Genomic DNA, 24,253 nt, shown 5'->3' on the forward strand with positions numbered 1-24,253 from the left:
AAGTCGATCGACCGCTGGCTGGAAGAGGACCCGGGCGACCAGCCGCTGGATCGCCACGTCATCGAGACACACTTCTTGGGGCCCAACAGCACGCTGCTGCGCCAGCCGGATCACTTCCAGTTGCTGACGTTTCGGCCGCACCCCAGCGACCCGACCCGGTCCCGGATGGAGCAACGGCTGATCGTGCCGCCGCTGGAGCGCTCCGGCATGAACGAAGAGCACTGGACCAAGTTGTGGGACAAGAACTGGGAGATTCTGTTGGCGGTGTTGCACAACGAGGATTTCCCGCTGCTGCGCAATTCGCAGCGCGGGATGGCCAGCGCCGATGCCGGCGATATGTTGCTGGGCCGCAACGAAACCGCCAACCAGGTGTTTCGCCGGGAGACCAAGAAACTGCTCGCTGCGGGCCAGGTGGAACACCGGGAGGGACGATGACAGAACCGAATGCGCAGCAGGAGGTAGTGGCCGAGGGCGTCCCACCCGATCTGGTCGAGCTGGTGGAGTTGCACAGCCGCGCGACGATCGAGGGCGACAACAAACAGGTTCTCGATGACTTCCGGCCCGACCGCATCGGGCAGTTGGTCCGCTCAGCGAAGTTGCCGCCAAACCTGGTGTCGTCGCGGCTGCTGCACATCGCGCCGGAGGACGGCGGGGTGATCGCGGCGCTGACCCGCTACACGGCCGCCGATGGCACCGACACACTGCTGCGTGCCCGCTGGATCAAGATTCCCAAAGGCTGGGTGGTCACCGAAGTCCGCAATATTCCGGACACCCCGCCTCCGATGGACACCGGACCGGCCGAGGATGGCCTGGACACCGGGTACTGGGAAGGCCTGCGGGACGGTGAATTACGCATCCCCCGATGCGACGGGTGCGCGAACTGGGTCTGGCCGTCGCGGCCGATGTGTCCGCGCTGCCACTGTTTCGCGATCACCTGGACGCCCGTCGACCTCACCGGGACGGTCTTCTCCTGGACACGCACCTGGCAGCCGTTCACGCCGGAGTTCTCCGGGCACCTACCATTCGTCACCATCCTCGCCGAGTTGCCGCAGACCGGCAATCGCCGACTACTCGGTGTGCTGCTCGACGCCGACGGAATTGACCCCAAGATCGGACAAGGCGTCCGTGGCGAGATCGAGCCGGCACGCACACCGGACGGCTGGCCGGTGCTGCGGTGGCGGTTGGCGTGACACCCGCGACCGCGACATCCGCGACAAGGAAGGCCTCGCGACAATGAGCACACCACGATGAGCGCAAACCGGACAATTCGCGGCAACGCCGCCGTGGTGGGTATCGGCAGCACCCCTTACCTCAAGCGGGGCACCAGCGTTGACTCGGCGCTGACCCTCATCTTGAAGGCGATCCTGGCGGCCTGCGCCGACGCCGGCATGGATCCCCGGCAGGTGGACGGGTTCGCGTCGTATGCCCACGACCGCTCGGAGGGCCTGGTGGTCGGCGCGTCGCTCGGCGTGCATGAGATTCGCTGGTCGACGATGGTGTGGGGCGGCGGCGGAGGCGGGGTCGCGGCCGCCGTCAACGCGGCCGCAGCCGCGGTGGTCAGCGGGCAAGCCGAATGCGTCGCCGTGTACCGCGGCATCACCGAGGCCGACGACGGCCGCGGCAGCTACGGCAAGGACCACTACCCGCCGTTGCTGAGCGCACACGGCATCCTGGCGCCGGCGCAGAACTGCGCGCTGCGGACCCAGCGGATGCTGGAGGCCGACGGCGTGCCGCGGTCGGCGATGGAGGCGTTGGTGCTGGCGTCGTATCAGCACGCCCAGCGCAATCCCGATGCGGTGGCCTATGGCAAGCCGCTGGACCAAGACACCTACGAGACCTCGCGATGGGTCGCCGAACCGCTGCACCTGTATGACTGCTCGCGGGAAAACGACGCGGCCAGTGCACTTCTGGTGGTGCCCGCCGAACGCGCCCGCGACTTCGCGTCCACCCCGGCGTACTTGCTGGCCGGGGTGCAGGGTTCGGGCCCGGGTTGGAGCGAATCAATCGAGAACGAGGAAAACTACTCCAGCGCCGGATTCCATCCCGCCCTGGTGGCCCGGCTTTGGGAGTCGGCGAACGTCAAAGCCGGCGACATCGACGTCGTGCAGGTCTATGAGAACTTCAGCGGACCGGCCGTGGCATCTCTCATCGACTTCGGTCTGTGTCCGCCCGGCGCCGCGGCGGGCGAGTTCATGACCGTGCCCAACTTGCTGGCGCCCGACGGCAAGCTGCCGATCAACACCGCCGGCGGCAACATCGCCGAAGGATTCGTCCACGGCATCGGAATGGTCGTCGAGGCGGTACGCCAAATCCGCGGGTCCTCATCCAATCAGGTCCGCGGCGCCGAGCTGTCGCTGCTGCTCGGCGGCCCGGCGGCGCCCCTGGTCAGCGCCACCCTGTTCGGCTCCGAAGCGACCCTGTAAGGAGAGCAACGCACCATGGGTTTGATCGAGGTGGACGAACCGCGGGAGAACATCCTGCTGCTACGGCTCAACCGGCCCGAGGCCCTCAACGCCATGAACGCCGAACTGATCGAGGCGCTGCACGGCGTGCTGCACGACATCCGCGACGACTCGCGCATCCGCGCCGTCGTGCTCACCGGCGCCGGCCGGGTCTTCTGCGCCGGCCTGGACCTGCGCGGTTACGGGACCGTGCCGGGATCTCCGCAGGACGGGGAAGGACGCGCGCAGGCGGGGCTGCGGGTGCAAAAGCACATCGCCGATCTCGCCGACACCCTGCGCCGGGTCCGGGCGCCGATCATCGCCGCGGTCAACGGCGCGGCCGCGGGGGGCGGCATGGCGCTGGCGTTGCTGTGCGACATCCGGGTCGCCGGGGCTTCCGCGGTATTCCATCCGTCGTTCATCAAGCGTGGCCTCAGCAACTGCGATATCGGGGTCAGCTGGCTGCTGCCGCGGATGATCGGGTTCTCCCGCGCCGCGGACCTGCTGTTGACCGGGGCGTCGCTGGACGCGCCGGAGGCTGAACGGATCGGCGTGGTATCTGCCGTCGTGCCCGACGACACGCTGCTCGACGCCGCGCTGGACCGGGCATCGGCGATCGCGGCGCATAGCCCGTTCGGGGTGTGGATGACCAAAGACGTGTTGTGGGCGAACATGGAGACGCCGAGCCTGCGGGGCGGGGTGGAACTGGAGAACCGCACCCAGATTCTCGCCGCGTCGACGAAGGACCACGCCGAGGCCGTGACGGCTTTCCTGGAGAAGCGCCCGGCGGTGTACCGGAACCGCTGACGGCGGGCTTTAAAGTTTTAGTGTCAAGGATCCGCCGCTACCGGGAAAAGAGTTCCGATGACGACCAGCATCGCCGCTGTGCCCCAACATCTCGTCACCGATTTCGACGTCTACGATCCGGCGTTGGCGGGCGAGGTCGATCTGCTCAACGAGAAGGTCGCGGAGCTCGCCGCCCAGGGCCCGGTGGTCTACTCCACCGCCTACGGGGGGCACTGGATCGTGACCGGGTACCGCGAGGTGCACGCTGTGTTGTGCGATCCGTACACGTACTCGAGCTATCCGAACAATCTAGTCGACGCCGCCGACGGCAAGTTCCTCCCGTTGGAGCTGGATCCCCCGGAGCACACGGCGTTTCGCCACGTGCTGCTGCCGCTGTTCAGCCCCACCCGCATGAAGGCCCTCGAACAGGACATCAGGTCGCTGGTGGGCCGGCTGATCGACGGCTTCGCGGGCCGTGGTTCGGCAGAGTTCATCGCCGAGTTCGCCCACGAGCTACCGACCTCGGTGTTCCTGTCGCTGATGGGGTGGCCCCTTGCGGACGCACCGGTGTTCTCCGAGGCCACGGATATCGCGGTCTTCGGCAAGGCGGGCGCGACGGAGGACGCGAACGCTCTCGCGCGCCAGCAGGCGGCTCAACAGATGTACGCCTACTTCGGGCAGGTGCTAGCGGATCGGCGGTCGAGCCCAGACCTCGAGGACGTCACCACCAGCATCATCAACACTCCCGTTGAGACCGAGAATGGACCGCGACACCTCTCCGATGAGGAGCTGTGCCGAATGTTTTTCCTGCTGCTCATCGCCGGGCTGCACACCGTGCAGGGCACTCTCGCCTGGAGTGTCATCCACCTGTCGAATCACCCGCAGGTGCGGCAGCGGCTCATCGACGATCCGGGCCTGCTGCCCGGGGCCGTCGAGGAGATGCTGCGGTTCGAAGCGGCGGTGTCTATGGGCAGGCACATCACCCGCGACACCGAGTTGGGCGGAGTCGGGCTGAAAGCCGGCGATCAGTTGCTCGTCAGCCTTGCCGCGGCCAACCGCGACAGCCGGGAGTTCACCGACCCGGACACAGTGCGCATCGACCGGACCCCTAACCGGCACTTGTCTTTTGGCTCGGGCCCGCATCGCTGTCTCGGTTCCCACCTGGCCCGGATGGAAATCTCGATTGCGCTGGAGGCGCTGCACCGGCGGATCCCGGATTACCGTGTCGACCCTGACAAGCCGACCATTTCGCATGCGTCTCAGGTCCGCGGTGTTCTCCAGTTGCCCATTCTCTTCACCCCCGAAGCCTCGTGATTCGATCGTCAGGTAGAAGTGAGTCGTGAGCGGTACCGTCGCTGATGCCCTGACCTGGTGGGCTCGTAGCAAACCGAACCTGGTCGCCGTTGACTTCGACGGGGACGCGGTCAGCTACCGCGAGTTGGACACCTGGGCCGACGGTGTGGCCGCCGACATTCACGCCGCAGGAGTGGCGCCGGGCGACCGCATCTCGATCGTGGGGGCCAACAGCCTCGAGTGGTGCGTGGCCGCGTTGGCCGGGTTCAAGGTCGGCGCGATCGTGGCGCCGTTCAACCAACGCATGGTCGCGCCAGAGTTGGCGGTGCTCGTCGGCGACTGTGAACCCAAGATCGTGTTCTGCGACGAGAGCACCCGCGCGCGGATCGACGAGGTGCACGCCGCGAACCCCGGTTTCACCGTGCGGTCCCTCGAGGGTGACGTACGGCCACTTCGCCACAGTGCCCACCCGCCAATTCGGAGCAGAGCGGCCGACCTGGCCGAACCGACCGCGATTGTCTACACCAGCGGGACCACGGGCACCCCGAAGGGTGTGATATTCACCCACGGCACCATCGCCGGGGAAATGCACGAGTGGCATCTCTTGGAGCCGATCGAGTCCAACGGACTGCGGCAATTGATGGTGTTGCCGCTGTTCAGCGCGGCCGGTCTCATCTGGGGCATCTGCCGGGTGATTCTGCACGGCGGCACGCTGCTGCTGCAGCCCCGCTTCGACCCCGGGCATGCACTCGAAGTGCTCACCACCCAGCACGTCACCACGTTTGTCGGGCCGCCGATCCTCTTCGAACAGATCGCCGCCCAGCCCGGCTTCGTTGACGCGGAACTCAGCTCGATCACCACCTCCCACGTCGGCGGCGCCCGCGTCCCCGTCGAGCTGGTCAAGAAGTGGCACGCCAAAGGCGTTGTGCTGCGGCAGATCTACGGTCAGACCGAGATCGGCGGGTCGGCCACCGCGATGCCTCATGACGAAGCGCTCCTGCGCCCCGAACAATGCGGGTGGGGCGGTATCTTCACCAAGGTTCGGGTGGTCGACGAAAACGACGAGGACGTGCCCGCTGGGACGCGGGGGCAGATATTGCTGCGCGGCCCCGGGATGATGCCCGGCTACTGGTGCAACGAGCAGGCCACCAAAGCCGCGCTCAAGGGCGGCTGGCTGCACACCGGCGACATCGGTGTCCTCGATGAGCGTGGCTACCTCACCTTCGTCGACCGGCAGAAGGACATGATCATCTCGGGCGGGCTCAATATCGCCCCGATGGAAATCGAGATCGTGCTGCAGGAGATGCCCGGCGTCGAGGAGGTCGCGGTGATCAGCGTCCCCGACCCCAAGTTCGGCGAGACCCCCGCGGCGCTGATCTACACCGACACCACGATCTCGGCAGGCGATGTCGTCGCTTGGTGTAACCAACGGCTCGCGGACTACAAGGTGCCGCGCTACGTCGTTTTCACCGACGCACCGCTGCCACGGATGGCCAGCGGCAAGATCGCCAAACGCGAGCTGCGCGCCACCTACGCCGACATTCCCGAGACGCACCCGAAAGTCCGCTGATGAAAACCGGCATCTCGGCCGCCTATAAAGAGGCGGGACCAGCCCAGGAGTCGCCTTGGGTGTCGTTGTGCCGCAACACCTTCTTCGGCACCCCACCCGCGGAAAGATCAGTGGCCGGAGGTTGCGCGGCTCGCGGCTGACCGGATCCGCCCGGGTTGTGGGCCGCCCGCCCAGACCCCGATCTCTTCACCGGAGATGCGGCCGGCCTGCTCGGACACCAGGAAGGACACCGTGGCGGCGATGTCCTCGGGCGCGATCGGCGGCCAGGCTTGCATCAGAGCGGTGGCGTCGTCCCCGCCAGCGCGCGTCATCTCGGTATCCACGAAGCCGGGAAGGACCGAGTTGACGGTGATTCCCTTGTCGACCACTTCCGCGGCGAGTGTGCGCACGAACCCCATCACACCGGCCTTGGCGGCGGAGTACGCAGCCATTCCCGGGATGATCGTTCGCTCGGCGACCGGGCTGCCGAGCAGTACGACGCGCCCGTAACCCGCTTCGTACATGGCGGGCAGCGCGTAATGGGTGCAGTAGAAGGCTCCGCTGAGGTTGACACCGATCACCCGGTCCCAGTCTGCGGGATCTTGCTTGCGCACGGACCTGTGGATGTGGAGCCCGGCGTTGTTCACCAGGACCAGGGGAGGGCCCCACCGTTTTGTGGTTTCGGCGACGAGGTTCGCGGCGGCGGTGGCGTCGCTGATGTCAGCCTGCAGCGCGGCGGCGGTCCCGCCGGCGGCGTCGATCTCCTTGGCGAGTCGCTCGGCGTCTTCGGCGCTGCTGGCGTAGTTGATCGCGACGCAGAATCCGTCCGCCGCCAGCCTGCGGGCAATCGCGGCGCCGATCCCGCGGGCCGCCCCGGTGATCAGGGCGACACGCCGGTCATCGCGCCCGGGGGCTGGGATGCCAGCTTCACTCAACGTCGTGCTCCTTAGCGTTCCGGGAGACGAACGGACCGTCTCGTAGGTGTCGGCGCTGGCCACGTAATCTAAACGTATTAGGATATAGCCGGCGCGGCAAGGAGCGCATCAGCGGATGAGCGTTAAAGACAAAGTAGTCGTCGTCACGGGCGGTAGCCGTGGCCTGGGCAAGGCCATGGTCCGGGCTTTCGCGGCCGAAGGCGCCCATGTCGTCGTCGCGAGCCGCAAACTCGACAATTGCACGACGCTGGCCGACGAGATCAGCGCCGAGTTCGGCGTGGATGCCCTGCCGGTGGCCTGCAACGTCAGCAGCTGGGCGCAGTGCGACGAGCTGGTGCAGCGCGTGCACGAAGCCTTCGGTCGCGCAGACGTCCTGATCAACAACGCGGGTCTGTCGCCCCTGTATCCCAGCCTCGACCAGGTGTCGGAGGCGCTGTTCGACAAGGTGATCGGGGTGAATCTCAAGGGACCGTTCCGGCTCTGCGCGACGTTCGGGACGCGGATGGCGGCCGGAGAAGGCGGCTCGATCATCAACATCAGCTCGGTGGAGGCCATCCGGCCCCGGACGCACGCGCTTCCCTACGCGGCCGCCAAGGCCGGACTGAACAATCTCACGGAGGGCCTTGCTCAGGCGCTGGGGCCCAAGGTCCGAGTGAACGCCATCCAGTGCGGGCCGTTCCTCACCGACATCGCCGCCAGCTGGGATCCGCAGCGGCGGGCAGAGTTCGAGGCGGACTTGGCGCTACGGCGCTGTGGCGAGCCCGAAGAGGTGATCGGCGCCGCCATGTTCTTCGCCACCGACAAGTCGTCGTATGCCACTGGCGCGATCCTGCGGCTGGACGGCGGGCGCCCGTGATGTTTGCGAGTTCGGCGCGATTTTTGGCGCTCAGCGATGATTATCGCGCCGAAATCGTTGGGGAAGGGCGGCGTTGGCGTTGACCACAAATACCTACGCCGATAAGGTTTGTGTGCGGATCCGCGCACGACGACGGAGGTTGCCGGATGACGACCAGCATTGCCGAGGTTCCCGAACGCCTTCGGGTGGACTTCGACGTTCACGACACTGCTCTGGAGGGCGTCGTGGACAGAGTGAACGAAAAGGTGGCCGAGGTGGCCGCGCGCGGCCCGGTTGTCTACTCGACCGCTCATGGTGGCCACTGGTTCGTCACCGGGTATGAGGAAGTGCAGGAGGTGTTGCGAAACAGCGAGCTCTTCTCCGCGCAGAAGACCAGCCTGCTCAGCTCCCTCGGCGGCAGGATCCTGCCAAGTGAATACGACCCGCCCGAGCACACAGCGTACCGGCAAGCCCTGCAACCGCTGTTCAGCCCTTCTCGGATGAAGGCGCTCGAGTCCGACATCCGGGTGCTGACCAACCGGCTGCTGGACGGCTTCGCCACCCGCGGCGAGTGCGAGTTCGTCGCCGACTTCGCCCACGCGCTTCCGACGTCGGTGTTCCTCAAACTCATGGGCTGGCCCGAGGCGGACGAGCCGCTGTTCAACGAGGCGACCGACATCGCGGTGCGGGGCGTACCGGGGGGCACGGACGAGGAGAACGCCGCCGCGATCGGTGCGGCGGCGCTGAAGATCACCGGCTATTTCGCCAATGTGGTGGCCGACCGCCGGTCGCGCACGGACGTCGGTGACGACATCACCGCGACCGTCGTCAACACGCCGATCCAGATCGACGGTGAGACCCGGGCGCTGAGCGACGACGAACTGTGCCGGATGTTCTTTCTGCTGTGCATCGCCGGGCTGCACACGGTTCAAGGCACCCTCGGATGGAGTATGCTGCACCTTTCCCAGCGGCCCGAGCAACGGCAGCGCCTGATCGATGACCCGGGGCTGCTGCCCAGCGCCGTGGAGGAGTTGCTCCGCTTTGAGGCCGCAGTCTCGACGGGGCGGGTGGCCAAGCGCGACACCGAACTGGGTGGGGTGCAGCTCAAGGCCGGTGACCAGCTGCTCTGCATGCTGGCCGGCGCGAACCGCGACGTCCGAGAGTTCCCCAACCCGGCCGAGTTACAGCTCGACCGGACGCCGAACCGGCACCTCTCGTTCGGCTCCGGGGCGCATCGCTGCCTCGGTTCCCACTTGGCTCGCATCGAAGTGCGGGTGGCGCTGGAGGAGATCCACCGCCGGATTCCCGACTACCGGCTCAACCCGGAGAAGCCGACGATCTGGCATGCCAGTCAGGTTCGTGGGGTGGTAGAGATGCCGTTGCTGTTCACGCCGGAAAGCGCCTGACGCGGGCCCTTCGCCGATAGCACACGCGAGTCTCCCTTCACAACAGAGTCCCCACTAGCGACCGTTCCTGATCTACCGTCTACCCCGAGCGCTCGGGAGTGAACAGGATCGGCATCCTGATCACCCCTCGAACCTGACTGGGATGCCAGATGGGCGGGTCGGCGGGATCAAGGCGGTAGTCGGGAATCCGGCGGTGGATCTCCTCTACGGCGATGGCCAGCTCAATTCGGGCAAGATGTGACCCCAGGCAGCGATGCGGCCCGGATCCAAAAGAGAGATGGCGGTTGGGCCGCCGCTCGATGTCGACCGCTGCCGGATTACTGAATTCGCGTTCGTCCCGGTTTCCCCTCGCAAGGCTGAGCAGCAACTGATCACCGGCCTTGATGGGTACATCTGCCAGAACGGTGTCACGGGTGGCGCGGCGCCCCGGTGACACGGCCCCTTCGATGCGAAGTATCTCCTCCACGGCGGACGGGAGGAGGCTGGGGTCGTCGATCAGTTTCTGCCGCTGGTCGGGATGCTGGGACAGGTGCAGAATCGACCATGCGAGCGAACCCTGCACGGTGTGCAGGCCGGCGACCAGCAGCAGGTGGAACATGTTGGACAGTTCGACGTCGGTGAACGTGCGTGTCTCGCCGTTGATCTCCACCGGTGTGCGCACGATGACGCTGGTGACATCACTGCCGACTTCGGTGCGGCCCTTGCGCTCTTCGACCACCCGGGTGAAGTAGTCCAGCATGCTCTGCAGGGCTTCCTCCTTGGCCCTGCCGGAGGCTTCCTCCCCGAGCTCGGGCCGGCCCTTGACGAATATGTCGGTGGCCTCGGTGAACAGCGGAGCGTCGCTCATCGGCAGGTCCATGAGTCCGAGAAACACCCGCGCTGGAAGGTCATGGGCGAACTCCGAAACGAACTCCGCGGAGCCGCGTCCCGCGAACCCGTCGATCAGCTCGTTCGTGGTGCTTCGGATGATCTTCTCGAGCGCCTTCATCCGGTTCGGATTGAAAAGCGGCTGCAGCGCGTGCCGATACGCCGTGTGCTCCGGCGGGTCGAGCTCAAGCGGCAGCGTCCTTCCGCCGCCGGCGCCGTGCGGCATGATGTCGTTCGGCCAGCTGGAGAAGAGATCTGGATCGCGCATCACCTCTTGAATCTCGTCGTAACCGGTGACTACCCAGTGGCCGCCATGGGCGGTGGAGAAGACCACCGGCCCGATCGCCGCGAGCTTGGCAACCTCGTCCTGGAATTGGTCGACCGGATTGGTGAGTTCCGGATTGAAGACGTCGAAATCCACTCGCAGGTGATCGGGGACTTCGGTGGTGCGTGGCGGCATCGCCTAACCTTACAACACTAGGTAATTCCGTTCGAACGGTACAACAACGCGAGTATGTTTGACGGCGCGGCCAGTACGACCATAAAGTACCGAAACTTATGACGCTAGGTAAATCCCGGTCGGCACCCGCGCCGGGCTCGGCAACTGACGTCAACTCCGGAGCAACGACCTTCGGCGTGGCCATCCCGTTCTTCGACCACCAGCTGGGCTACGACGCGATCACGAACTTCGCCGTGAGTGCGCACGACCTCGGGTTCGACGGGTTGTGGTTATCGGATCACCTCGTGGTGGGCCCTCCGCCGCAACATTCTCGAACCTGGTTTGACGCGCCGACTCTGCTGGCCGGGCTGGCCAGGGTCGTGCCGAACATGGCACTGGGCACCGACGTCTTGATCGCCGCTTATCGTCATCCCGTCGTCGTGGCGAAGGCGCTCGCCACCCTCGACATCGTCAGCGGTGGGCGGCTGGTCGTCGGGGTGGGCAGCGGGCATTCCGAGGAAGAGTACGCAGTGGTCGGGGCGGACTTCCAGAATCGAGGTACGGTCACCGACGAGTTCGTCCAGGTCTGGAAGCAGATCTGGACGCCGGGACCTGCCGTGTTCCGCGGCCGGCACATCACCCTCGATGAACCCGAATTGCTGCCGCAACCGATCCAACGGCCGCATCCGCCGATCTGGATCGGAGGGGACAGCCGACCCGCGATCCGGCGCGCCGCCCGCTACGGTGACGGATGGCATCCGCTTGCGTTGTACCCGCAGGCCTACGCGGAGGGTGTCGCGGAGCTTCGGCGACAGTGCGAACGGTTCGGCACCGAGTTGCCAACGCTGTCCTACAGCGGGTTTTTCGGGGATATCGGCGCGCGTCCAGTCGAAGAAACAACGCGCCAGCCGCTGACCGGGGGCGTCCAACAAGTCATCGACGACATTGGCCGATTCGACGAGATCGGCGTGCGCAACATCGTCTTTCGGCTCGGCTCTGCCGAGCACTCAAATGCACAGAACCTCGACCAGTTAGCGCTCGTGGCCCAGGAAATCCTGCCGGCTGTGCGCGCCTAGTGTCCTGAGTCATTAATTCGAGTGCAGTAGTCGGCGATGCTGGCGAGGATTTGGTCGGACACGGCGCCTTCGCCCACAACCTCCTCAAGATCGGCACCCTCGCAGCATGAAACGACCACTCCGCACCGCCGGCCGCGCCTGATCGACAGCGTCGGCTCTAAGCTTTCACGCCGGAAAGCGCCGTACGCGCGGGCGCCCCCGCACCCGGTGTCATGTCTCTAACCTTCAGGTATTAGATTAATGGGTGGGTTACTTGGGCGCACCAGTTATCGCCCAACATTTCGGGGAAGTGAGTTGACTATTGGGCGCGGCTAGCGAGTCTGAGGGCAGCTTTTCGCTGCCTTACGCATCAACCGACCTCACCGGTCAGGTCGCCCTGGTGACGGGGGCGAGTGCGGGGCTGGGCCGCCGATTCGCGTCGACCCTGGCAGCCGCCGGCGCACACGTCGTGGCCGCCGGACGCCGCACCGAGTTGCTCAAGGAACTTGCCGACGAGATCGCCGCGGCCGGCCGCCGGTGCGAGCCCGTCACCCTGGACGTGACCGACGTTGCCGCCTGCGATGCCGTATTCGACCGCGCCGAGGCCGTGTGCGGCCCGGTGACGATTTTGGTGAACAACGCGGGCATCCCCGACGCCAAGCGCGCGCACAAGATGCCGATCGAGCTGATCGACGCCGTCATCGCCACGAACCTGCGGGGCCCGTTCCAGCTGTCCACTGCAATGGCACGCCGACTCATCAAAGCAGGGCTGGGAGGCCGGATCGTCAACATCTCGTCGATCGCGGCGTTCAACTACTCGCCCGGCTCCGCTGCTGCGCTCTACGCCACCACTAAGGCGGCCATCAACCGGATGACCGAAGTGCTCGCGGTGGAGTGGCTGAAATACGGAATCAACGTTAACGCGATCGCCCCCGGATCATTCTGGTCGGAGATGCACGAAGGGTTGGTCGCGCGGGTCGGCGACGTGACACAGCACATGCCGCGCAAGCGAATTGGCGACCCTGCGCAACTGGACAGCACGCTGCTATATCTGGTGGCGCCGTCGTCCGAACTGGTCACCGGGACGGTGGTGAGGGTCGATGACGGGCAAGGCGGACGCTGAGGATCGGTTGTGAGCATTGCGCAATCCCTAGAAGGTCAGGTCGCGTTGATCACCGGGGTAAGCAAGAACATCGGGTTTGCCACCGCGACAGCATTCGCCCGTGCAGGTGCCGACCTCGTCGTCAGCAGCAGCACCGAAGACACGCTGCAGCAGGCCGCGGACACGCTGAGAGAACAGACCGGTAGACGCGTACTCGCCGTGGTGGCCGACGCACGGGACCCCGCCGCCATGGCTGATCTCGGCAATGAAGGTCTATCAATGTTTGGCTGCGTCGACGTGGTGATGAACAATGCGTTGTTGGTTGCGAAAAGCCCTTTGCAGCAAACGGACTCGGGTCGGTCCGTCCTCGACGCGCCGATCGAACTGTGGGCCGACGGTATCGACGGCTATCTGCACGGCCCGCTGGCGCTGCTTCGCACCTTGGTGCCGGTGATGCGTGAAAGCGGTCGAGGATCGATCATCAATGTGTTGAGCACCGCGGCGTTTCGGGTCGTTGACGGTTTGGGGGTCTATGGCGTGACGAAGGCCGCCATGTGGTCGTTGACCCAATATCTGGCCGCGGAGTTGGCGCCGGACGTCAGAGTGAACGCGATTTGCCCGGGGACTGTCAGCGCGAGCGGTGAGGTGGAGCTCGCCGGGCATCGACCGCTTCTTGCAAAAGTCCCCATGCGCCGGATGGGCTCCGCCGCGGAGTGCGCGAGTGCTGCGCTGTTCTTGGCGTCGGACGCGTCGTCCTACATCACCGGACAGGTCATCGGAGTCGACGGCGGCAGGGTCGCGCTCAGCTGAGGGCGCCCAGCGACACCGGAAACGACGACATGGGGCGACCGACGAGGGTGGGGTGTCAGGTCGGGGCGGTGGTGCCCATGGCGATGTTCGGATCGCGGGAGATGAGCCGGCCCAGGGCGAAGCGGCCTTCCAACCGGGCGATCGGCGCAGCCAGGCAGTGGTGTATTCCGAACCCGAACCCGATGTGCCGATCGGGGTTACGTTGAAGGTCCAGCCCGGTCGGGTTCGGGAAAGACGCCGGGGTCCCGGTTGGCTGCCGCTTGGATCAGGTAGACGCCGCAGCCGCATTGCCCACAGCGCAAGCGCGCGGGCTACATCCAGCGCTTGCAGTCGGCGCAACGAGGAAGTTCAAAGACACCTTCCTCCAACGCTTCCCAATAGCGGTCGTCGGCGCCGATGCCCCCGGTGATCCACTGGTTGCGGAAGCTGTATTGCACGGTCGGTCAGCTGAACAGCGTGGCGGTCGGCGCGTCGAGGTTGATGGTCTTCAACTCGTAATAGGCCTGTATCGCCTCGGGTCCGGTATCGCGGCCGATGCCGGAATTCTTCACCCCACCAAAAGGCGCTTCGGTGTTGTAGACAAAGGCATTGACGCTGAACGTGCCGGTGCGCACTCGACGCGCGACGGCGGCGGCCCGCTCGGGGTCGGTGGTGAACACCGCGCCGTGCAGGCCGTAGTCGGAATCGTTGGCGATCGCGACGGCCTCGTCGAGGTCGTCATAACGCAGGACCGACACGACGGGGCCGAAGATCTCCTCACGGCAAATGCGCATGGAGTTGTTGCCGCCGGTGAACACGGTGGGCTGAACGTAGAAACCTTTGTCCAGGCCGGTGGGAATCCCACCGCCGGTGGCGATCACGGCACCTTCGCTCTTGCCGGCATCGATGTAGGACAGCACGCGTTCGCGCTGCCGCGCCGAGACCAGCGGCCCCATCGTCGTGGCGGGGTCGAACGGATCGCCCACGACGAACGATTCGGCCGTTGCCACCAGGGCCGCGGTGAACTCGTCGTGGCGACTTGCCGGCAGCAGCACCCGGCTGTAGGCGGCGCACACCTGCCCGGTATTGAAAAAGCAGCCCATGGCCAGGCCAGCCATGGTCGACGCGACGTCGGCGTCGTCGAGAACGATCGCCGCCGACTTGCCGCCCAGCTCGAGCTGTACCCGCTTGAAGCTGCCGCCGCACTCCCGGCCGATGTCGCGTCCGGCGGCGGTGGACCCGGTGAAGCTGACCTTGTCGACCCCCGGATGAGCCACCAGAGCGGCTCCGGTTTCCCGGTTTCCGGTGATCAGGTTGAAAACCCCTGCGGGCAAGCCCGCCCGGACGAATGCCTCGGCGATGAAGAACGCGTCAAGCGGGGTCTCCGGGGCCGGCTTGTAGACCACGCTGCACCCGGTCACCAGGGCCGGGATGATCTTGGAAATTGCCATGTTGAACGGCCCATTCCACGGCGCGATCGACGCGACCACGCCCACCGGCTCCTTGATCACCGCGGCGGCGCACGTCTGGGTCTGCCTGACTTCGCTGACCGAATCGGCCTGCGCGGTCTGCAGAAAGTAGCGTCCGGTGTCCAGCGCGGCCGGGATCTGGACCCCGGCGATGCTGGTCGGCAAGCCCATTTGCGAGGTCACGAGCCGGCTGATCTCATCGATGCGCGAGCCGAGCAGCTGCAGCGCGCGCTCAAGTACCCCGGCCCGCTCTGCTACGGTCATCGCCCGCCAGGCTCCCTGGTCGAACGCACTGCGTGCGGCGCGCACCGCAGCGTCGACGTCCTCGGCGCTCGCATCGGGTACTTGTCCGATGGCCTCTTCGGTGGACGGAGACACCACCGTGATCCATGCCTTCGATGCGGGTTTGCGCCACTCGCCACCCACGAGCAATTCCTCATGCATGTTCACGTCGTCCCTTTCCGCAGCCTTCTACTCCGGATCACGCCGTGCTGAGTGGCACGGTTCAGCACTGAGATGCCGGCATCATACCTATCTAATTCGATTTCGTTGTGCTAGAACGAGATTGGTTCGTACAGGTTCGGTTAGGCCGTCTGCTTCTCAGGGGTGAATCGAGTATGCAATTCCAGCACGCCCCGCACCTGCGCGGTGTTCGATACCGACGGTCGATCGGGATCCGGCTCGATGTCGGGCACCCGGCGCAGCAGTTCCTCGAAGGCAATGCGCAACACATTGCGCGCCAGATGGGAGCCCAGGCACCGATGCGGTCCGGTGCCGAACGACATGTGCCGGTTCGGTGAGCGAGTCACCTGCATGTCGCGCGGGTTGTCGAACTCCCGCTCGTCCTGGTTGGCGCCGGCGAGGACCACCAGCAGCTGGTCGCCCGCCCGGAGCTGCACACCGCCCAGCTCGGTGTCGTGCACCGCGCTGCGCCCGGCCGAGACGGCCGCCTCCATCCGCAGCACCTCCTCCACCGCGGCGGGAATCAGGCTGGGGTCCGCGGCCAGTGCGGCCCGCTGGTCCGGGTGCGCGCCCAGATGCATGATGCCCCAGGCCAAGGACCCCTGGGTGGTGTGCAGGCCGGCGATGAGCAGCAGCATGAAGATGTTGCACAGCTCGTCGTCGGTAAGCTGTCGCACCTCACCGTCGATCTCGATGTCGCTGTCGATGATCGACGCCGTCACGTCGGATGTGTCCGGGTGGGCGCGGTGCTCGGCGACCACGGCCGCGAAATAGCTCATCATCCTGCCGGCCGCTTCGGCCCGCGCGGCGATGGACTCCTCCTCGCTGGCGCCGGGAATGCCGTGCAGCGTCGTGTCGGTGGCCTGGGTGAACATCGGGGCGTCCCGCAGCGGCCAGCCCATCAGCGCCAGGAATACCCGGGCCGGCAGCTCGTGGGCGAATTCGCCGATGAACTCGGCCGACCCCCGAGCGGCGAACCCGTCGATCAGCTCGGTGACGATGTCGCGGATCCGTGGCTCCAGCGCGTTCATCCGGGTCGGGTTGAACAGCGGCTGCAGCGCATGCCGGTACACCGTGTGCACGGGCGGGTCGTACTCGAGCGGGATGAATTTGCCGAAGCCGTGCGGTACCAAGTTGTTCGGATAGCTGGAAAACCGGGCCGCGTCGCGCAGCACCTCGGTGATCTCCTGGTACCGGGTGACGATCCAATGCCCGCCGTAGCGGGGGGAATAGACCACCGGGCCGACGGCGGCGATGTCGCGGAGCTTCTCGTTGAACACGTCCACGGGTGCGGCGAGCGCGGGGTCGTAAACGTCGAAGTCGACGACGAGATCTGCCGGGACTGTGTTGGTGGTAGTGGTCATAACCGAGCTGACTCCTGCCGTACCCATTGTTGCGCACCAAAGGGCTGCCCTGGTGGCCCGCCTAAAGTGTCCGCGCCGTCGTGCGCGCTGCTGACCGATCACCGCTCGGGGGAGCGGTCAATGCCCATAACTTATGGGCATAGGTAAACTGTGTCAAGCGTCACTGTTGGTTTCTTGCCCAGCGGGTCTGCGGTTTCGCCGCGATCGCCTGGGAGTATCGAAGTTGCGACGGTCTTTGTTTGTCCGGACGGATGGTGTAAACCTAGTGATAATAGGTAATGCAGTACACACGTAGGCATGGCGAATCGTGAGGAGGGCGCGACGGTGACAAAGGCTTTGGCGGCTTTGACGGCGCCAGACGAACGTATCTGGAAGCTGCTCGACCACCTGCGAAACGGCACCACCGAGGAATTCGACCGAGTGGTCGCGATGCAGCCCAGCGAATACACCGATCCAGCCGTTGCGGCGCGGGAACGCGAATTGGTGTTTGGCAGGGTGCCCTCGATCGTGTGCCACGGCTCCGAGATACCGCACCCAGGCGACTTCCTGACCATGCAGATGCCACGCAACAGGGTCATCGTGGTGCGCCAGACCGACGGCAGCGTGAAGTCTCTGGTCAACCACTGCCGACATCGGGGCGCCCTCCTTGAGGAGCAGGAGCGAGGTAGCTGCCGGTTGTTCTCTTGCGGATACCATCGCTGGTCTTACAACCCGGACGGCTCGCTACGCGCGATAACCCGTGACAATACGTTCGGTGACGTGGACCGTGCCGAGCACGGCCTCATCGAGTTGCCGACTGAGGAACGCCACGGGCTGGTATGGATGGTCGACGAGGCCACCGCGTCCATCGACGTCGCCGCCTGGCTGGGCGAGGCCGTCGACGAGATGTTGGCCGGCTACCGAATTGATCGACTCATCACTTTCCGGAGTGGGGGCTATGACGAGCCGGTCAACTGGAAAATCATGCAGGACGCCTTCATCGACAACTATCACATCCAATATGCGCACCCTAATTCTGCGGGAAAGCACGTATACACCAACGTGCAAACCGTCGAGGACTACGGCCGTCACGCCCGCATGACCACCCCCCGCAAGTCGATCGACCGGGTGCTGGACGATAATCCGTCGATCGAACTTCTGACCAAACACATCATCGACGGCCATTTCCTGTTGCCCAACAGCACTCTGCTTCGCCAGACCACACACTTCGAGTTGCTGACATTCCGCCCCCATCCCACCGAGGCGGGCCGCTGCCGGATGGACATGCGCATGCTGGTGCCCACCGTCGAGGATTCGGGGATGGATAGTGAGCGGTGGCAACGGCTTTGGGAGAAGAACTGGAACATCCTGCAAGCCGTGCTCTATGACGAGGATTTTCCGCTGCTGCGGGGATCACAGGCCGCCATGGAAAGCGCGAACGCGGGGCCGATGCTGCTGGGGCGAAACGAGTTGGTGAACCACATATTCCGCCGAGAGTTGCATAAGCTCACCTCGTGACTTCGACGAACGCTGATCAGTCGCACGACCACAACGCTGCGCCGCGGCCCTCGGTCACCTACGACTTGAGCGGTACCACGGTGGTTGTCACCGGTGGAAATGACGGCATTGGTGCGGCGCTTGCTCGAGGTGCGGGGCTGGCCGGGGCCTCGGTGGCGATCTGGGCCCGAAACGATGCCCGCAACCAGGCCATGGTGGCTTCACTGCGCGCCGAGGGCATCGAGGGCTGGTCGGTGGTCTGTGACGTCGCCTCCGAAGCCGATGTCGAACGGGCGATGAGCGCCACCCTGGAACGGTTCGGTGGTGTCGACAGCCTGTTCGCCAACGCCGGCATCGCCGACTTCGCCCCGTATGTCGACACGCCTTTGGCCGATTGGCAGCGCGTCCTGCGAACCAACCTGGACGGCAGCTTCCTGACCACTCGTGCCGCCGCCCGGCACATGATCGACAGCGGGAGTGGATCCATCGTGGTGGTGTCATCGATGGTGGCGCGTTACGGTGCCGCACGCCAGGCCGCATACGCCGTGACCAAGACTGGTTTGGTCGGTCTGGGCCGGACCCTGGCCGTGGAACTCGCCCGCTACGGTATTCGGGTGAACATCCTGGTGCCGGGGTGGACGATCACCGCGATGAACGAGTCGCTACGCGCCGACCCGAGGTTCATGAAGGCCGCTACCGCGCGAATTCCGGTGCGCCGCTGGGCAGCCGCCGATGATTACCTGGCTATCGCGCCCTTTCTCGCGCATACCGGACTGACGTACCACACCGGCAACGAGGTGGTTGTCGACGGCGCATACAGCGTCTTCTGAGCGCCGAAAGCGCCGTTGCAACAGTGAAAGGTGGAATCGGCGGTGTCGACGACCGATAGTGTGCTCGACCTGTTTCGCCTCACCGGGCGCGTCGCGGTGGTCACCGGGGCGGGAAGTGGTCTGGGTGCCGGATTCGCCCGTGCGCTGGCCGAAGCCGGGGCCGACGTCGTTATCGCGGGCCGCCGGTTGGGGCACTTGCAGTCAACCGCGCACAGTGTCCGCGCGGTGGGGCGTGAATGTCTGGCCGTTCCTACTGATGTCACACGTCCCGAGGATTGTGCGGCTCTGGTCGATGCGGCTGTCGATCAATTCGGTCGGGTCGACGTGCTGGTGAACAACGCCGGTGTTTCCCACGTGACACCCGCATCGCGGGAAAAACCCGAGGATTTCACCTCCGTGGTGGAGGTGAATCTATTCGGCGCCTACTGGGTTGCGCAGGAGTGTGCCCGGGTGATGGGCAACGGTTCGAGCATCATCAACGTCTCCAGCATGCTTGGGCTGATCAAATCCCAACTTCCGCAAGCTGCTTACGCGGCCAGCAAAGCGGGCCTCATCGGCTTGACCAGGGATCTGTCCCACCAGTGGGCAGGCCGAAAAGGCATCCGCGTCAACGCCATCGCACCGGGATTCGTCGAGACCGACATGATCAGCGATATGTCGCCCGAAAACTTGGACCGCTTTCTGTCGGGTAGCTCGTTGGGCAGAGTCGCCACCCAGCGTGAGATCGATGCCGTAGTGGTCTTTTTGGCCAGCCCCGCATCGAGCTACATCACCGGCTCGACCATTGCCGTCGACGGGGGCACCTCGGGGCATTGACGGTGTGCCCGGGCGCGTCAAGGGCGGTGAGCCGACGCCGGCTGAGGTTGCCGAGCGAGTGAGTGCCATGCTCGCGGACGACCTGCGCACCGTGCGGCGCGATGTCCGTGGGCTCAGTGCTGTCGCTTGTATTGCTCGACGACTGGCTTTTTCCGTCGGATCGGCGCCGACCCGGAAAGAGCCGTCAAATCGAGGAAGCGGTGCAGATGCTTCTCTACGGAGTCACCGGCCGCTGATCGGCCGCGTGCGGCATAAACGCCGGCAGAACAAAGCGTTTCAGCATTTCCCGGGTGCCGGGCTCGTCGGCGCCGGCAACATCCCGGCGTCCGACCATAGTGAACTGCACGAGTGCCAGCCACTTGCCGACGGCCAAAGCATCGATGTCCGGGCCGATTTGGCCGCGTTGAATTGCTTGCCGAAGCACAGGCTCCCACATCTCGGCGGTCAGCTCGGCTAGAAGCGCGGATCCGTTGATGATCGGGGATGTCACGCCTAGGTATTCGGGACCGACCAGGATGCGGACGATCGGATCCCGGCGCCCGTGGTCGACGAGATACAACAGCCCCTCGACGAGCTGTTCGGCGAACGACTCGAACCCAAAGATGTAATTGCGGGCCCGATCGAACAGCATCCGGGTGCGCCGCTCGATCAACGCGGCCAGCAAGTTGTCGCGGTCGCCGAAATAACGGTAGACGGTTGGCCGGGAGACGCCGGCCTGCTTGCCGATGTCGTCCATCGTGGTTTTCGAGACGCCGTAATACGCAATGACCTTCTCGGCCGCGGCCAAGATCTGCTGGCGCGCCTCGGCCGCGTCCGTGCTGAGAACGCTGCTGTTGGTGTGCCGACCAGTCCTGCCGCGCCGGGGGTGACTCAGCGAGGATCCCCGGTGCGACAGCACGCCCGCGTCGGGGCCGGCTTCACCGGGCACGGGCAAATCGCTGACCGATGTCACGATATTCTTCTCGGACGGCCCGTTTGTCGATCTTCCCACTGGGTTGCCGGGGCAGGGGTTCGGACCGTAGCACTACGTATCGCGGTACTTTGTAGTCGGACAGCTGTCGTTCGCAGTGTGCGACGACCGTAGCCTCGTCCAGCTCCGTGGCTTGGGGTGCCACCGTGATGATCGCAGCGGGGGTCTCGCCGAAGCGGGGGTCGGAGGCGGCGATGACGGCGACTTCGGCGACACCGTCAAGATCGGCTATCACCGTCTCCAGCTCCACCGGCGAAATGTTGATGCCGCCGGAAATGATGATGTCCTTGAGGCGGTCGACAAAGGCGACGCGACCGTCGGCGTCGCGTACGCCCAGATCGCCGCTATGCAGCCAACCGTCGCGAATCGCGTCCGAGGTGGACTGCGGGTCCTCCCAGTAACCCGGGGTGACCCCGGGTCCTCGTACCACGATCTCGCCCGGCTGACCGGGTGCCGCCAGCGACCCGTCGTCGGCCATCACCGTGACGTCGGTGAAGATCGAGCCGACGCCGCAGGAATCGGGGTGGGCCAGCGCGTCGGACATGTGCGTCGCGGTTGCGACCCCTCCGGCCTCGGTCATCCCGTAGATCTGGCGCAGCAACACCCCTTTGTCGGCCCAGCGCCTCAGCAGGTCCGCCGGCACAGCGGCGCCGCCGACGATCGCGGTCTGCAGCGAGCTGAGGTCGGCATCAACGAATTCTTCGGCGCGCGAGAGAGACTCGAAGATGAGTGGAACCCCGAACAACGCATTGACCCGATGCTGCTGGATCAGGTTAACCGCGCGAGACGGATTGAGTTCCGCTTCGACGACGAGTGTTCCCCCCAGCACAGCCGTGATCAGCACTCCGTACACCAGGCCCGGGGTGAAGGCCAGTGGCACCAGCAGGAGGGACACCGTGCCCGGGCGAAAACCCTCTTCGGTCAATGTGCGCTCCAGCACGATGGCCATCAGGGTGCCGCTGGTGAGGATGACTCCCTTCGACAGGCCGGTCGAGCCGCTGGTGAAGATCACTGCGATTGGCTCCTCGGCGGCCCGGTCGATGCGGAAATCGTCGGGTTGGCCGGTTCGTTCGGCGTTCACTGTGTCGAACGACAGCACGGCGAAGTCACGGCCGGACTCGCGCGCTTCGTGCGCGACGGTGGTGGTGGAGGGCGCGGCGATCATCAGGCTCAACCCGGCGTCGTCGGCGATCTTGCGGATTTCGGCGGGTTTCAGGCGCGCATTGAACGGCACCAGCACCGCCCCGGCCTTCATGATCGCCAACGCCGCTACCGGCCACTGCAGTGCGTTGGGAGCAAACAGTCCGATCCGGTCTCCCGGCTTTACACCATCGTCGACCAGTCGCCGCGCCAGCCGCCCGGACCAATCGTGCAACTGTCGGTAGCTCAGCTGGTCCTCGGCAAGGACGACCGCGGGCTGGTCGCCCTTGGTTCGTGCCCACCAATGCAGGGCGGAGCCGACTGTCGCCGCCATCTTCCTCCTCGATTCCTGGTGCGTCAGACCGTAGCTGCCGGCCCGAACACCGTCGAGCTGAAAAGCGGGGCCATCGGGCCACCGACCAGTAACGAAACATCGGCACCGGCAACCGGATTGGGCGATCCACCCCGGATCTGACACACCGCTTCGGCGACCAGGCCGATGCCATGCACGAAACCCTCGGCGCGCAGGCCTTCCCAGTGCGCCGCGTCGAGGCCATCGGGGGAGGGTCCGGTAAGGCCAACCCACGGCGGTGTCTCGGGGATGTTGCGAACGCTGGTCACCCGCCAGCTGCCGTCGGTGAATTGCACCCAATTGCTGCGCAGTTCGAACCATTCGTCATCGAGTTGGGGGTAGCGGATAACGGCGTCGTAGTGCCCTGGCCCGGCTTCGGTGACGCTGCGAACCTCGGCACCCTTGAGCTGGGTGGGAGTGTCGGCCGAAGCGATCAGCTGACCGATGCGGTCGGGTAGGAAATCGGCCAGGACCGCGTCGTTGTCGCCCGCGGCAACGGCCTTGCCGTGCGCGTCCACGGTGTTGAGGAGGTCGTCCGGAAGGGTGTCAGTCATGTGTGGTCACCGATTTGGTAGCGCACGTCAGTGCGGTCGTGTTGGAAGCTGGCGAGTCGACAGGCGTTGACCATCTCTGTGTTGTCGGAGTCGACGTGGATGATCACCCCGGACATTTCGGCCTCGTGGGCCAGCGCCGCCGCTCCGTCGACCAGCCGCCCTAGCTGCGGCACGTCGGCACTCGGTGCGGCGAAGGCCGATGTGATGCTGGCGCAGCGGCCGAACTCCTCGGACGAGGCCGCGCGCAAATCCAGTGTCACCACTCCGACAATCCGTCCGCCCTCCCGCAGTGCGTAGTTACGACCGTTTCCGCGAAGAGCCGGCAACCAGCCCAGGTCAGCTTGCACAGCGTCATCGAGCGGCTCCAGAACCGGTGCGGCGGTGGCACCTTCGACCGCGTCGGTCGAGCGGATGAGCTTCCAGACCCGCCGGGTGTGCGGGATCAAAAACCGATTGGACAGCCTGCCGGCCGCGGGGTGGGCGCCTTGTGCCCACGCGGTCACAGTGTGCGCGCCCGTGTCCAGCCAGCCGCCGGGGCGGGCCGTGTCCAAGCCGATCCTTTCCAACAGCAGTGTCATGATCCCGATTGAACGCAGCCGCGGGTCGATCACGGCGCTTGCGGTCGCCGACCCGTCCGACGCGGACTCCAAACGGACCAATCCGGCGATCCGCTCGGGCTGCTCGGGCTCACCCATCGCGGTGGCATGGGGAAGCATCCAGATCACAAGATGGTGCACCGACGAATCGGGTTGCGACATCGCATCGTTGACATCGCCGAAATCAATCCTGGTGTATTCGGGTTCGGCGTCATAGTCCGCGGCCCGGACCAACAAGTCGGACAGTTCGGCCGATTCGTCGGGACTGAGATCAGTCCGCCACTCGTACTTGATCATCGAACGATCACGACGCGGTGTCGCCTTCGGCGAGTAGCCTTTTGGTCTCGCGACGGAACACCTGGTTGGCGGTTTCGTTGCGGCCCAACAGCATATCGCCGGCGTCGGCGCTGGCCATCCCGCGCTGCGAATTGCGCAGCAGTGGGAAATCCTCGTTGTGCAACACGGCAAGGAGAATCTCCCAGTTTTTCTCCCATAACCGATTCCAGTGGGCCTCATCGAATCCGGACTTCGGCTGGGGGGTCACGATCAGCCGTTGCTCCATCCGGGACCGGGTCGGGTCGCTGGGGTGCGGCCGAAACGTCAGCAGCTGGAAGTGATCCGGCTGGCGCAGCAGCGTGCTGTTGGGCCCCAAGAAGTGTGTCTCGATGACGTGGCGATCCAGCGGCTGGTCGCCCGGGTCCTCTTCCAGCCAGCGGTCGATCGACTT

Annotated in this window: 24 protein-coding genes; 14 read left to right on the forward strand and 10 right to left on the reverse strand. The window is 65.5% G+C overall.

Annotated features, from left to right (window positions below; genetic code table 11):
* From EPN51_RS08865 to EPN51_RS08890, 6 genes are all read left to right on the forward strand, one after another.
* Positions 1-435: SRPBCC family protein (locus EPN51_RS08865; protein WP_293040528.1), on the forward strand; the 435-nt coding region annotated here is incomplete at its 5' end.
* Positions 432-1,190 carry a zinc ribbon domain-containing protein gene (locus EPN51_RS08870; RefSeq protein WP_293040531.1) on the forward strand — a complete coding sequence of 253 codons (759 nt, stop codon included), beginning with the start codon at positions 432-434 and terminating at the stop codon, positions 1,188-1,190. The genes EPN51_RS08865 and EPN51_RS08870, both read left to right, overlap by 4 nt.
* Before the next feature lie 57 nt (positions 1,191-1,247).
* The gene (locus EPN51_RS08875; protein WP_293040533.1) at positions 1,248-2,423 is read left to right on the forward strand and encodes a transporter; all 1,176 of its coding nucleotides are present in this window, start codon (positions 1,248-1,250) and stop codon (positions 2,421-2,423) included.
* Positions 2,424-2,438: 15 nt separating this feature from the next.
* Positions 2,439-3,248: an enoyl-CoA hydratase-related protein gene (locus EPN51_RS08880; RefSeq protein WP_293040536.1), complete on the forward strand. Its 810-nt coding sequence runs from the start codon at positions 2,439-2,441 to the stop codon at positions 3,246-3,248.
* A gap of 57 nt (positions 3,249-3,305) precedes the next feature.
* Positions 3,306-4,541: a cytochrome P450 gene (locus EPN51_RS08885; RefSeq protein ID WP_293040539.1), complete on the forward strand. Its 1,236-nt coding sequence runs from the start codon at positions 3,306-3,308 to the stop codon at positions 4,539-4,541.
* A 25-nt stretch (positions 4,542-4,566) separates the two neighbouring features.
* A complete protein-coding gene (locus tag EPN51_RS08890) occupies positions 4,567-6,090 on the forward strand; it encodes an AMP-binding protein (RefSeq protein WP_293040542.1) in 1,524 nt (507 codons plus the stop codon).
* Positions 6,091-6,197: 107 nt separating this feature from the next.
* On the opposite strand, the gene EPN51_RS08895 is transcribed toward EPN51_RS08890, so the two are convergent.
* A complete protein-coding gene (locus EPN51_RS08895; RefSeq protein ID WP_293040545.1) occupies positions 6,198-7,004 on the reverse strand; it encodes an SDR family NAD(P)-dependent oxidoreductase in 807 nt (268 codons plus the stop codon).
* Between the two features lie 115 nt (positions 7,005-7,119).
* Between EPN51_RS08895 and EPN51_RS08900 the strand changes: the two genes are divergently transcribed.
* Together EPN51_RS08900 and EPN51_RS08905 are read left to right on the forward strand one after the other, a co-directional pair.
* Positions 7,120-7,860 carry an SDR family oxidoreductase gene (locus EPN51_RS08900; protein WP_293040547.1) on the forward strand — a complete coding sequence of 247 codons (741 nt, stop codon included), beginning with the start codon at positions 7,120-7,122 and terminating at the stop codon, positions 7,858-7,860.
* 146 nt (positions 7,861-8,006) lie between these two features.
* Positions 8,007-9,245, forward strand: a complete 1,239-nt coding sequence (locus tag EPN51_RS08905; RefSeq protein WP_293040550.1) for a cytochrome P450 — start codon at positions 8,007-8,009, stop codon at positions 9,243-9,245.
* 79 nt (positions 9,246-9,324) lie between these two features.
* Here EPN51_RS08905 and EPN51_RS08910 read toward each other — a convergent pair whose 3' ends face one another.
* Complete coding sequence (locus EPN51_RS08910; RefSeq protein WP_293040553.1) at positions 9,325-10,572, reverse strand: cytochrome P450; 1,248 nt, start codon at positions 10,570-10,572, stop codon at positions 9,325-9,327.
* Between the two features lie 98 nt (positions 10,573-10,670).
* Here EPN51_RS08910 and EPN51_RS08915 point away from each other — a divergent pair, with 98 nt between their 5' ends.
* The 3 genes from EPN51_RS08915 to EPN51_RS08925 all read left to right on the forward strand — a co-directional run bounded on the left by EPN51_RS08915 (position 10,671) and on the right by EPN51_RS08925 (position 13,518).
* On the forward strand, positions 10,671-11,627 hold the full coding sequence (locus EPN51_RS08915) for a TIGR03619 family F420-dependent LLM class oxidoreductase (protein ID WP_293040556.1): 957 nt from the start codon (positions 10,671-10,673) through the stop codon (positions 11,625-11,627).
* Between the two features lie 379 nt (positions 11,628-12,006).
* Complete coding sequence (locus EPN51_RS08920) at positions 12,007-12,729, forward strand: SDR family NAD(P)-dependent oxidoreductase (RefSeq protein ID WP_293040559.1); 723 nt, start codon at positions 12,007-12,009, stop codon at positions 12,727-12,729.
* A gap of 9 nt (positions 12,730-12,738) precedes the next feature.
* Positions 12,739-13,518: an SDR family oxidoreductase gene (locus tag EPN51_RS08925; RefSeq protein ID WP_293040562.1), complete on the forward strand. Its 780-nt coding sequence runs from the start codon at positions 12,739-12,741 to the stop codon at positions 13,516-13,518.
* Between the two features lie 311 nt (positions 13,519-13,829).
* Here EPN51_RS08925 and EPN51_RS08930 read toward each other — a convergent pair whose 3' ends face one another.
* The 3 genes from EPN51_RS08930 to EPN51_RS08940 all read right to left on the reverse strand — a co-directional run bounded on the left by EPN51_RS08930 (position 13,830) and on the right by EPN51_RS08940 (position 16,792).
* Positions 13,830-13,955, reverse strand: a complete 126-nt coding sequence (locus EPN51_RS08930) for a hypothetical protein (RefSeq protein WP_293040565.1) — start codon at positions 13,953-13,955, stop codon at positions 13,830-13,832.
* 6 nt (positions 13,956-13,961) lie between these two features.
* Positions 13,962-15,410: an aldehyde dehydrogenase gene (locus EPN51_RS08935; RefSeq protein WP_293040589.1), complete on the reverse strand. Its 1,449-nt coding sequence runs from the start codon at positions 15,408-15,410 to the stop codon at positions 13,962-13,964.
* Between the two features lie 140 nt (positions 15,411-15,550).
* Positions 15,551-16,792, reverse strand: coding sequence for a cytochrome P450 (locus tag EPN51_RS08940; RefSeq protein ID WP_293040568.1), 1,242 nt, complete (start codon positions 16,790-16,792; stop codon positions 15,551-15,553).
* 297 nt (positions 16,793-17,089) lie between these two features.
* Between EPN51_RS08940 and EPN51_RS08945 the strand changes: the two genes are divergently transcribed.
* From EPN51_RS08945 to EPN51_RS08955, 3 genes are read left to right on the forward strand one after another with little or no spacing between them, the layout of a single operon-like run.
* Positions 17,090-18,289: an aromatic ring-hydroxylating dioxygenase subunit alpha gene (locus EPN51_RS08945; RefSeq protein ID WP_293040570.1), complete on the forward strand. Its 1,200-nt coding sequence runs from the start codon at positions 17,090-17,092 to the stop codon at positions 18,287-18,289.
* Entirely contained in the window at positions 18,286-19,098 is an 813-nt protein-coding gene (locus EPN51_RS08950) for an SDR family NAD(P)-dependent oxidoreductase (protein ID WP_293040573.1), read from the forward strand. Before EPN51_RS08945 ends, EPN51_RS08950 begins: the two co-directional genes overlap by 4 nt.
* Positions 19,099-19,140: 42 nt before the next feature.
* Positions 19,141-19,914, forward strand: coding sequence for an SDR family NAD(P)-dependent oxidoreductase (locus EPN51_RS08955; RefSeq protein WP_293040576.1), 774 nt, complete (start codon positions 19,141-19,143; stop codon positions 19,912-19,914).
* Between the two features lie 214 nt (positions 19,915-20,128).
* Here the strand turns inward: EPN51_RS08955 and EPN51_RS08960 are convergent, their stop codons facing one another.
* From EPN51_RS08960 to EPN51_RS08980, 5 genes are all read right to left on the reverse strand, one after another.
* Entirely contained in the window at positions 20,129-20,866 is a 738-nt protein-coding gene (locus tag EPN51_RS08960; RefSeq protein WP_366509410.1) for a TetR/AcrR family transcriptional regulator, read from the reverse strand.
* Positions 20,832-22,358 (reverse strand): AMP-binding protein, encoded by a 1,527-nt coding sequence (locus EPN51_RS08965; RefSeq protein WP_293040578.1) that lies wholly within the window; start codon positions 22,356-22,358, stop codon positions 20,832-20,834. The genes EPN51_RS08960 and EPN51_RS08965 overlap by 35 nt, the downstream gene beginning before the upstream one ends.
* A gap of 23 nt (positions 22,359-22,381) precedes the next feature.
* On the reverse strand, positions 22,382-22,930 hold the full coding sequence (locus EPN51_RS08970) for a hypothetical protein (protein ID WP_293040581.1): 549 nt from the start codon (positions 22,928-22,930) through the stop codon (positions 22,382-22,384).
* Entirely contained in the window at positions 22,927-23,823 is an 897-nt protein-coding gene (locus EPN51_RS08975) for a hypothetical protein (RefSeq protein WP_293040583.1), read from the reverse strand. Before EPN51_RS08975 ends, EPN51_RS08970 begins: the two co-directional genes overlap by 4 nt.
* A gap of 7 nt (positions 23,824-23,830) precedes the next feature.
* Positions 23,831-24,253: SRPBCC family protein (locus EPN51_RS08980; RefSeq protein WP_293040586.1), on the reverse strand; the 423-nt coding region annotated here is incomplete at its 5' end.

This window comes from Mycobacterium sp. (assembly GCF_004298145.1).
GTDB lineage: Bacteria > Actinomycetota > Actinomycetes > Mycobacteriales > Mycobacteriaceae > Mycobacterium.

Coding starts and splice junctions, on each gene's coding strand:
- EPN51_RS08900 (WP_293040547.1), top strand. CDS start 7,120: ATGAGCGTTAAAGACAAAGTAGTCGTCGTCACGGGCGGTAGCCGTGGC.
- EPN51_RS08975 (WP_293040583.1), bottom strand. CDS start 23,823: ATGATCAAGTACGAGTGGCGGACTGATCTCAGTCCCGACGAATCGGCC.
- EPN51_RS08910 (WP_293040553.1), bottom strand. CDS start 10,572: ATGCCGCCACGCACCACCGAAGTCCCCGATCACCTGCGAGTGGATTTC.
- EPN51_RS08935 (WP_293040589.1), bottom strand. CDS start 15,410: ATGCATGAGGAATTGCTCGTGGGTGGCGAGTGGCGCAAACCCGCATCG.
- EPN51_RS08915 (WP_293040556.1), top strand. CDS start 10,671: ATGACGCTAGGTAAATCCCGGTCGGCACCCGCGCCGGGCTCGGCAACT.
- EPN51_RS08870 (WP_293040531.1), top strand. CDS start 432: ATGACAGAACCGAATGCGCAGCAGGAGGTAGTGGCCGAGGGCGTCCCA.
- EPN51_RS08880 (WP_293040536.1), top strand. CDS start 2,439: ATGGGTTTGATCGAGGTGGACGAACCGCGGGAGAACATCCTGCTGCTA.
- EPN51_RS08965 (WP_293040578.1), bottom strand. CDS start 22,358: ATGGCGGCGACAGTCGGCTCCGCCCTGCATTGGTGGGCACGAACCAAG.
- EPN51_RS08970 (WP_293040581.1), bottom strand. CDS start 22,930: ATGACTGACACCCTTCCGGACGACCTCCTCAACACCGTGGACGCGCAC.
- EPN51_RS08940 (WP_293040568.1), bottom strand. CDS start 16,792: ATGACCACTACCACCAACACAGTCCCGGCAGATCTCGTCGTCGACTTC.
- EPN51_RS08885 (WP_293040539.1), top strand. CDS start 3,306: ATGACGACCAGCATCGCCGCTGTGCCCCAACATCTCGTCACCGATTTC.
- EPN51_RS08875 (WP_293040533.1), top strand. CDS start 1,248: ATGAGCGCAAACCGGACAATTCGCGGCAACGCCGCCGTGGTGGGTATC.
- EPN51_RS08945 (WP_293040570.1), top strand. CDS start 17,090: ATGGCGAATCGTGAGGAGGGCGCGACGGTGACAAAGGCTTTGGCGGCT.
- EPN51_RS08905 (WP_293040550.1), top strand. CDS start 8,007: ATGACGACCAGCATTGCCGAGGTTCCCGAACGCCTTCGGGTGGACTTC.